This window comes from Enterobacter sp. UNJFSC 003 (assembly GCF_036903355.1).
In the GTDB taxonomy this organism is placed as follows: Bacteria; Pseudomonadota; Gammaproteobacteria; order Enterobacterales; family Enterobacteriaceae; genus Enterobacter.
In genome coordinates this window covers 1-262 of sequence record NZ_JBAKHK010000209.1, presented here as the reverse complement: position 1 = coordinate 262, position 262 = coordinate 1, and the positions used below count along the sequence as shown (strand labels likewise).

The following is a 262-nucleotide window of genomic DNA, read 5'->3' as shown; positions in this document are numbered from 1 at the left end:
AAAGCATTTAACTTCCGGGGCAGGGATGGCTGAACTGACTGCGCTTCACACATTAACAGCGCAAATGAAACGTGAAGGGATCCGCCGCTTGCTGGTGTTGAGCGGGGAAGAGGGTTGGTGTTTTGAGCATACTCTTAAGTTGCGTGATGCCTTACCTGGCGACTGGCTGTGGATTTCGCCGCGGCCAGATGCTGAAAACCACTGTTCTCCCTCGGCACTACAAACTTTACTTGGGCGCGAGTTCCGGCATGCGGTATTCGAC

1 pseudogene is annotated in these 262 nt (G+C 53.8%); it reads left to right on the top strand.

The window, feature by feature from the left end:
- Positions 1–25: 25 nt before the first annotated feature.
- Positions 26–262: pseudogene (locus V5P19_RS23825) on the top strand (tRNA cytosine(34) acetyltransferase TmcA); the annotation flags it as partial.